We start from the raw sequence: 8,287 nt of genomic DNA, 5'->3' as shown, positions 1-8,287 counted from the left end.
GGGGTTGAAGCGATGGCCCGCATCCGGCTCGTAGGGGCCGTGCACGCGGTAGCCGTAGATCGCGCCCGGTTCGAGATCGGGCAGGAAGACGTGGAAGATCTCGTCGGTGTACTCGGGCAGCTCGATGCGTTCGAGTTCGCGCAGGCCGGTCTTGTCGAACAGGCAGAGTTCGACTTTCTTCGCATTCGCCGAGAACAGCGCGAAATTCACGCCGCGCCCTGTCCAGGTCGCGCCATGCGGGAACGGCTGGCCTTCGGCGATGCGGGTGGCGGTTTTCTTGCTCATGGGGCCTCGCGGGTGGCGGGTTCGGGGCGCGCCTCGCCTGAGTGAGGCCGCCGGGGAGGCGCTGCGTCAGGCGCTGCGCCGCAGATCGGCTAGCGCGCGGCGATGGCGCTGCGCCGCAGATCGGCTAGCGCGCGGCGATGGCGCTGCGCCGTGCTCGTGCGGCGCGCCTGGGGCGCGGCATTCGCGTGACGCGGCGCGCGCGCGGGTGGTGCGCTCGGCGCGCCGGTCAGCGCGCGGTAGAGATCGTGGTAGCGCGCGGCTGGCGCGTCCCAGCTCGAATCGCGCAGCATCGCGTTGCGCTGGAGCACACGCCAGCACGGTGGATGCGCGAAGGCGTCGAACGCACGGCCCAGCGCATGGAAGAGGTCGCTTGCGCGTTCGCCGTCGAACAGGAAACCGGTCGCGTGGCCAACCGCATGGCCCTGCGCGAACGGCGCGCCGATCGACTGGCAATCGACGATGGTGTCGGCAAGGCCGCCCACGCGCGAGGCCACCGGAATCGTGCCGTAACGCATTGCGTAGAGCTGCGTGAGGCCGCACGGCTCGAAGCGGCTGGCATGCAGCAGGATATCGGCGCCTGCGTGCAACTGGTGCGCGCGCGCTTCGTCATAGCCGATATGCACGCCCAGTCGTCCCGGCCAGGCGGCGGCAAGCGCGCGCAAGGTCTGCTCGATGGCGGCGTCGCCCTGGCCGAGCACGGCGAACTGCACACGCGGCCAGCGCGCGAGCGCGGCAGGCAGCGCTTCGCAGACCACGTCGGCGAGCTTCTGCGTGCTCAGGCGGCTGCCGATTGCCACGAGCGGCGCGAACGGATCGCTATGCAGTCCGTAGCTTTGCTGGAGCGCCTTCTTGCAGGCATGCTTGCCCGCGAGATCGTCGGGGCCGTAGGGCTGCGCGATCATCGGGTCGTCCTGCGGGTTCCACAACGCATCGTCGATGCCGTTGACGATGCCCGTGAGCTTGTGTGCGTGCGCGGCCAGCACGCCTTCCATGCGATTGCCGAAGTGCGGCGTAAGGATCTCGCGCGCGTAGCGCTCGCTCACGGCATTCAGGCTGTCGGCATGGACGATGGCGGCTTTCATGAAGCTGAGCGTGTCGTAGAACTCGATGCTGCGCGGCTCGCGAGGCGCGGGCGCGAGGAGCTCGGACGGGATGCCCGCATAGGGCGCGAGGCCGAGCGGATAGTTGCCCTGGAACGCCAGGTTGTGGATCGTGAACACGCTGCGCGCCGACGCGCCCGCGAGCTTCATCAGCAGCGGCGTGAGCCCGGCGTGCCAGTCGTGCGCGTGGACGATGCGCGGACGCTTCACGCCGCGCACGCCGATGGCGATTCTTGCCGCCGCCGCGGAAAGCGAGGCGAAGCGCGCGAAGTTGTCGATATAGTCGCGCCCGCACTCGTCCTGATAGAGCCCGCTGCCGCGCCCGGCAAACAGATGATCCATTTGCAGCAGCAGAATCGGCACGTCCGAATCGGGCATGGCGGCGCGCCATAGCCGCGCGTCGCCGCCCGGCAGGTCGCGGATATAGCCAAGCGGCGTGGGCGCGATCACGCGCTCGAACGCACACTCGTACCCCGGCAGCAGAATGGAAGCATCGACGCCACGGCGGCGCAGCGCCGTCGCCTGGGCGCTGACCATGTCGCCGAGACCGCCGCTCTTGGCGAGGGGGGCCGCTTCGGCGGCGACCATCAAAACGTTGAGAACGCTGGGCGACAAGGTGACTCCCCCGGTGAGTGCAGGTGAACAACGCTTGATGCGGGTGCTGGACGGCGCGCGGGAGGCGAAGCGGCTGACGTGACGGCTGATGTGACAGCTGACGTAGCGGTGGCTGCCCGGCGCAGCCCCTTGTCTGATTGAGCAAGGTTCGGGCCAGCGCGGCAGATGAGCGGGGAAATTCAGCGGCTGAGATGTTGCGGCGCGGCGAAACGCCGGTGGCGCAAGGCGTTCGCGGATCGATACAGCGGCGGGGGAAGGGCGCGCGCGGCGGCGCGAGGAACCCGCGCGCCGCGCAGCGTGTAGCTTTGGCGTGGCGCGCGTGCAGTTTTCACTACGGCGGCGCGCTTACTTGACGGTCTGCACGACCTCGAAGCCTTCGAATTCCGGATGGCTCAGGTAGAGCGGGCGGCTTTGTCCTGCATTGCCCGCGTTGCGGTGCGCGGCGCGGAACGCGTCGGAGCGCGTCCAGGCCTCGAAGGCCGCGTGGTTCGCCCAGATCGTGTGGCTCGCGTAGAGCACGTGATCCTCGCGCTGCGGGCCCTTGAGCAGATGGAATTCGACGAAGCCGGGCACTTCCTTGAGATGCGTGTCGCGGCTCGCCCAGACTTCCTCGAACGCGGCTTCCGAGCCGAGGGCGACCTTGAAACGATTCATGGCGATGTACATGCGCTGTTCCTGTGCGGTGATCCTGCTGGGACTATCGGATGGCGGGAGGCCGCGCGCCCGGACTGCGAGGCGCGCGGCGCCCATCGATTATAGGAGCGCGGCGGCTCACTCCACCGGCAGCGCGGCAGGCAGCGAGCGCATGCGATAGAACGACATGGCCTGGATCGCGAGCGTGCAGAGAATCGCGCTGCCGTAAGCGACCACCAGATGCGTGTGCGTGAGCAGGAGGCTCAGCACGAAGAAGAACGCCGCGAAGCCGATCAGCCCCGTCGCCATGCCGCGCATCACCTGCTGCGCGGCGGCCGCGCCGCTGGCGCGATGCGCGAACACCGCGAGGATGATCGCCATGAACGGAAACGATGCGATCACACCGGCTGCGCTTGCGCCCACATAAGGCGCGATCAGCGTCACGCTCACGATCAGGGCGGCGATCAGCACCATGCGCAGCGGCAAGTCCCACCAGGGCGCGTCGATCTTCGCGCTGGCGGCTGCCGTGTTCGGCATGACATTCAGCGCGAGCGTGATGGCGATGAGCGCGAGCAGGAACAGCAGCATCTCGGGCAATGCGCTCCATTGCAGCAGCGCCGCCACGACCACGAACGCACCGGCTGCGCCTGTCAACGCGAGACGCCAGCCCTGAGCCGCCAGGCGGCAATAGACCACGCAAAACGCCACTTGCGCGATGGTCGCGACGAGTGAACCCGCCGTTGCCTGGGTGGCGAAGGCCGGGCCATGCTCCAGCGCGAGAAACACGGACACGGGCCCCGACGTGAGCGGCATGCCGACCAGCAGGCCACCGACTGCCTCGCCCCAGCGGCGAACGGCAAGCGATGCGAGGAGCAGCAACGACGGCGTGACGAACAGCTTGAAAAGCAGGAGATCCATGATGGCGGGACGGCTGATGATGATTGCGATGAGTGTGGCCAGGCACCCATCCTGGCCATCGGCTCGCGAGCTGACAAACCATTTATCGTCATATAATGCGTGAGTTAAACTCACACATGACGCGACCGTGTTCGACCGGCTCCCCCCTCTACAGACACTGCGCGCCTTCGAGGCGACCGGCCGGCACCTGAGCATGACGCTCGCCGCTGAAGAACTGCACGTCACGCATGGCGCGGTGAGCCGGCACATCAAGACGCTTGAGGAGCATCTGGGCGTGGCGCTGTTTCAGCGACTCACGCGTCGCATCGTGTTGACCGAAGCGGGTGCGGAATTCCTGCTGGCCGTCACGCGCATTCTGGGCGAACTCACGAAAGAAGCCGATCGCGTGCGCGGCCATGATGGCGTCGAGCGCTTCAAGATCAACGCGAGCGTATCGTTCGCGAATAAATGGCTTGCGCCCAGGCTGCATCGCTTCAAGACGCGCTATCCGCATCTGGACGTTCACCTGGACGTCACCGATAAATTCGTCGATTTGAATGAAGGCGAAGCCGATGTTGCGATTCGCTACGGGAGTGGACGTTATCCGCGCCTGCTGGCCGAGCGCATTCTGGAAGAAACGGTGACACCGGTTTGCAGTCCGGAATATCGCGAGAAGATGCGTGGTTTGCGTGCGGTCGCGAGTCTGGCGGGATGTACGTTGCTGCACGAAGGCGGGATGCTGGCGAACTGGGAACAGTGGTTCGCGCTGGCGGGCGTCGAGCGTGTGCGCAGCGACCGTGGCCCGGCTTATAGCCACGGGAGTCTCGCGATCGAAGCCGCGATTCGTGGTGAAGGCGTGGCGCTTGGGCGCAGCGTGATTGTTGCGGACGATATTGCGGCGGGGAGGCTGGTCGCGCCGTTCGCGCAGATACGGCTGAAGTCGGAGCGCGGGCATGACCTGGTGTATCGGATTGGTAGCTGTGATGATCCCAAGGTGAGGGCTTTGCGGACGTGGCTCGCCGATGAGATCAGGGTGTTTTGGGAGCAGGTGGAGTGATTCGGGATCGCGCAAAAAGTACGAGTCGTTGCGTGCGCATCTGATTCAAGAATATAAATTCCGGGTGGGTGGTTGAGTCAAATTTTGGGCAGTCTGCTTTGAGGCGGCCGCGCTCATCATGATAGTAAAGAGGATCTTTCTATCTGGAGTGCGAAGAAGTGAAGCGGCTCATTCTCAAACGCTTCGTTATTTTCATCGTGGTCATGGTCGCCGGATTGAGCGTTCTTCAATACGTCTGCGACGCGAGTGCACGAGCCCGTGCGCATGAGTGCATTGCGGTGACTTCGCACAGCGGTCTTTACCGCGCGCAATCGTGCGTGACCGGCATGGACGGCAATGTCGCGTTTTACGTCGGCAAACTCTACGACGCGCATAGCGGCAAAGTTTTCGCGCGAACCGACTTTGATTCGATGGACGGTGGTGATCCGGAATTCACGCCGGATGAAAGCGCGATTTTGTTCCGCGGGTCAGGGGAATCGGGAGAGATTCATATTCCCCCTGATTGGCGCGAGCGTCTGAAAGCCAGAATTCCTTGAAGCATTCGCAAAACCAAAAGGGGACGACTGAAACCAGCCGCCCCCTCAAGCACTTACCGCTTCGCCTCAATCCCCAACTGCGCGCGCACGCGCTTCACATCGGCAGCAGTGACAGCGCTCGCATCATTACCCCACGCCGAACGCACGAAAGTCGCCAGTTGCGCGATTTCATCGTCGTCGTAGCGCCATGCGAACGGCGGCATGGCCAGCGGCGCAGGCGCCGAAGCCGTCGACGGCAGACGCGAGCCCGCCAGGATCACCGCGATCAGCGAATCCGGATGCCCGGCCAGCACAGACGGATTGTTGGCGAGCGACGGAAACACCCGCGCCGCGCCTTCGCCGTTCTGGCGATGGCAGGCCGCGCAGCTATCGATATAGATGCGCGCGCCCACCTCGTTGGCATGCCCCGTCATGATCGTCGTCAGCGTCGCATCGTCGGCCTTGTAAGCAGGCGCGGCCGCATCGTCCGAAAGCGGCGTGAGGCTCTTCAGGAACACCGCAATCGCATGGAGGTCGGCATCGCTCAGGTACTGCGTGCTGTGCTCGACCACTTCGCCCATCGGCCCCGTGACCGCCGAATGCGCCGTGCGGCCCGTCTTCAGCAGCGTGGCGATATCGGCTTCGTTCCACTCGCCCAGCCCCGTGCCCTTGTCGCCGCGCAGATTGACGGGCGAGCTGCCGTCGATGCGCGCACCCGACAGGAAACGCGCGCTGGAGCCGTCCAGGTCGACTTCCTGGAAGCCCACGCCACGCGGCGTGTGGCAAGTGCCGCAGTGCGCGAGACCTTGCACCAGGTACGCGCCGCGATTCCATTCGACGCTATGCGCGCTGTCCTGCTTGAAGCGCGAATCGTCGTGGAAAAGGCGGTTCCAGTAAGCCAGCGGCCAGCGTGTGTCGAGCGGCCACGGAATATCGGCCGGCTCGTTCGGCTGGGCCGACGCATCCACGCGCGTCGTGAAGTACGCGTAGAGGTCGCGCAGGTCGGTGTCGCTGACCTTGGCATAGGCCGTGTAGGGCATGGCCGGATACAGGTGGCGGCCGTCCGGCGTCACGCCTTCGCGCATGGCCAGCGCGAAGTCCTCGAAGCTCCAGTTGCCGATGCCGTGCGTCCTGTCGGGCGTGATGTTGGTCGAATAGACCGCGCCCAGCGGCGTGGCGAGCGGCACGCCGCCCGCGAACGGCGTACCGCCCTTCGACGTGTGGCAGGCCATGCAGTCGCCCGCGCGCGCGAGATATTCGCCGTGTGCGGCGTTGCCCGGCGCGGTGAGCGCCTGGGCGTCGATGGTCAGGGACGGCTTCACCAGGCTGCCGGCCCACAGGCCGCCCACGACCACGACGGCCGCGCCGATTGCTACGGAAAGTTTGCGCATGTCGTGTGGCTCCTCAAACCTGGACCATCGGGCCGGGGTTCTTCAAGTAACGCTCGCGGATATTCGCGGCGGCCCAATAGGCGAGACCGCCGACAAGGCCGGTCGGGTTGTAGCCGATGCCATGTGCGAACACGCTCGCGCCCAGCACGAACACGTTCGACACGTCCCAGCTTTGCAGGTACTTGTTGACCACCGAGGTCTTCGGATCGGCGCCCATCGACGTGCCGCCGTTCACGTGCGTGCTCTGGTATGCGCGCGTGTCCCAGTGCGCGCCCGGTTTCAGGATGCGGCCCGAGATGCTCTTCGGGTTCATCTGCTTGCCGATCTCCATCATCTTGCCGGCTACGTATTCCGAGGCGCGCAGGTCGTTGTCCTGCCAGTCGAGCGTGATGCGCAGCAGCGGCTCGCCATAGGCGTCCTTGTAGGTCGGGTCGAGGTCGGCGAAACAGCCGCGATACGCCATGTTGCTGATCTGCGATTCGATGCGGCCCGTGTGCAGGAAGTTGTCGGCCACGGCCTGCTTCCATTCGCTGCCCCATTTGGGCGTGCCCTTGGGCAGCGGAATGCCGCGCACCGGGCCATTGCCGGTCTGGCGGCCCCAGATAATGCCGCCGCCGATAAAGCCGAGCGCGCCGTGGTCGAAGTTGTCCGCGTTGAACTCTTCGATCGCCTGGCCGCCGCCGCCCGCGCCCATGAACTGGTTGATGTAGACGTCCTTGTCCCAGAACATGTTGACGCTGTTGAGCACCTGGTAGCAGAAGTTGCGGCCCACGGTGCCTTCGCCGGTATCGACGTTGTACGGCTTGCCGATCTTCGACGACAGCATCAGGCGGATGTTGTGCAACTGGAACGCGCCGAGCACGACCATGTTGGCCGGCTGGAATACTTCGTTACCCTGAGCATCGATGTAGGTGACGCCGGTGGCCTGCTTGCCGTCCTTGTCCAGCTCGACGCGCAGCACGTGCGAATTCACGCGCAGCTCGAAATTGCGCTTGCGCAGCAGGGCCGGAATGATGGCCGTCTGCGGCGAGGCCTTCGAGTAGTTCAGGCAGCCATAGTCGCTGCAGAAGCCGCAGAAGTTGCACGGCCCAAGCTGGCAGCCGTATTCGTTCATGTAGGCGCCCGAGGCGTTGCCTGCCGGCAGCGCGAACGGCTTGTAGCCGAGTTCGCGCGCGGCCTTGGCGAACAGGCGCCCGGTCGGGTGATCGGGCAGCGGCGGCAGCGGGAATTCGCGCGAGCGATATGCTTCGAACGGATTGCCACCTTCCTGCGGCTTGCCCTTGATGTTGCCCGCGCGGCCCGAGGTGCCGCACACATATTCCCAGCGGTCGAAGTGCGGTTCGAGTTCGTCGTAGGTCACGCCCCAGTCCTGCAACTGCATGCCCTCGGGGATGAACTTCTCGCCGTAACGCTCTTTCACGCGGCTATGGAGGCGCAGTTCCTCCGGCATCACGCGCGATTGCACGCCCGACCAGTGCGTGCCCGCGCCGCCCACGCCTTCGCCCGGCTTGAACGAGCCGATCTGGCGATAGGGCAGGGCCGTATCGTCCTTCGTGTGGCGCGTGGTGACGGTGGTTTTCGCGAGGTTCTGCAGCAGCGCATTGCGCGCCGAGTATTTGATTTCGTCGACGATCTGCGGATACGCGAAATTCGGGATCGTGTCGCGGCCGTCGCCGCGTTCGAGCGCGACCACTTCAAGGCCCGCGCTGCACAGTTCCATCGCCATGATCGAGCCCGTCCAGCCGAAGCCGACGATCACCGCGTCAACGGATTTTTTTCTGATTGTTGCCATGC

At 65.4% G+C, this 8,287-nt stretch carries 7 protein-coding genes and 1 pseudogene; 2 read left to right on the top strand and 6 right to left on the bottom strand.

Annotation, left to right across the window (positions count from 1 at the left end; genetic code table 11):
• The 4 genes and pseudogenes from BBA01S_RS32275 to BBA01S_RS32260 all read right to left on the bottom strand — a co-directional run.
• A pseudogene (locus BBA01S_RS32275) lies at window positions 1-285 on the bottom strand (glycogen debranching protein GlgX); the annotation flags it as partial.
• Window positions 286-374: 89 nt separating this feature from the next.
• Window positions 375-1,973 (bottom strand): glycogen synthase GlgA, encoded by a 1,599-nt coding sequence (gene glgA / locus BBA01S_RS32270; RefSeq protein ID WP_042298267.1) that lies wholly within the window; start codon window positions 1,971-1,973, stop codon window positions 375-377.
• Window positions 1,974-2,345: 372 nt separating this feature from the next.
• Window positions 2,346-2,666, bottom strand: coding sequence for an antibiotic biosynthesis monooxygenase family protein (locus BBA01S_RS32265; protein WP_027820040.1), 321 nt, complete (start codon window positions 2,664-2,666; stop codon window positions 2,346-2,348).
• A 105-nt stretch (window positions 2,667-2,771) separates the two neighbouring features.
• Entirely contained in the window at window positions 2,772-3,551 is a 780-nt protein-coding gene (locus BBA01S_RS32260) for a hypothetical protein (RefSeq protein WP_027820039.1), read from the bottom strand.
• Between the two features lie 127 nt (window positions 3,552-3,678).
• On the opposite strand from BBA01S_RS32260, the gene gcvA reads away from it, so the two are divergent.
• Both gcvA and BBA01S_RS32250 read left to right on the top strand, forming a co-directional pair.
• Window positions 3,679-4,587, top strand: a complete 909-nt coding sequence (gene gcvA, locus BBA01S_RS32255) for a transcriptional regulator GcvA (protein ID WP_027820038.1) — start codon at window positions 3,679-3,681, stop codon at window positions 4,585-4,587.
• A gap of 158 nt (window positions 4,588-4,745) precedes the next feature.
• A complete protein-coding gene (locus BBA01S_RS32250) occupies window positions 4,746-5,123 on the top strand; it encodes a hypothetical protein (protein ID WP_027820037.1) in 378 nt (125 codons plus the stop codon).
• 53 nt (window positions 5,124-5,176) lie between these two features.
• Here BBA01S_RS32250 and BBA01S_RS32245 read toward each other — a convergent pair whose 3' ends face one another.
• Both BBA01S_RS32245 and BBA01S_RS32240 read right to left on the bottom strand, forming a co-directional pair.
• On the bottom strand, window positions 5,177-6,493 hold the full coding sequence (locus tag BBA01S_RS32245) for a c-type cytochrome (RefSeq protein WP_027820036.1): 1,317 nt from the start codon (window positions 6,491-6,493) through the stop codon (window positions 5,177-5,179).
• Between the two features lie 13 nt (window positions 6,494-6,506).
• Entirely contained in the window at window positions 6,507-8,285 is a 1,779-nt protein-coding gene (locus tag BBA01S_RS32240; RefSeq protein ID WP_027820035.1) for a GMC family oxidoreductase, read from the bottom strand.
• Window positions 8,286-8,287: the final 2 nt, after the last annotated feature.

Source organism: Paraburkholderia bannensis NBRC 103871, assembly GCF_000685015.1.
Lineage (GTDB): Bacteria > Pseudomonadota > Gammaproteobacteria > Burkholderiales > Burkholderiaceae > Paraburkholderia > Paraburkholderia bannensis.
This window is presented reverse-complemented; position numbering and strand designations above follow the sequence as displayed.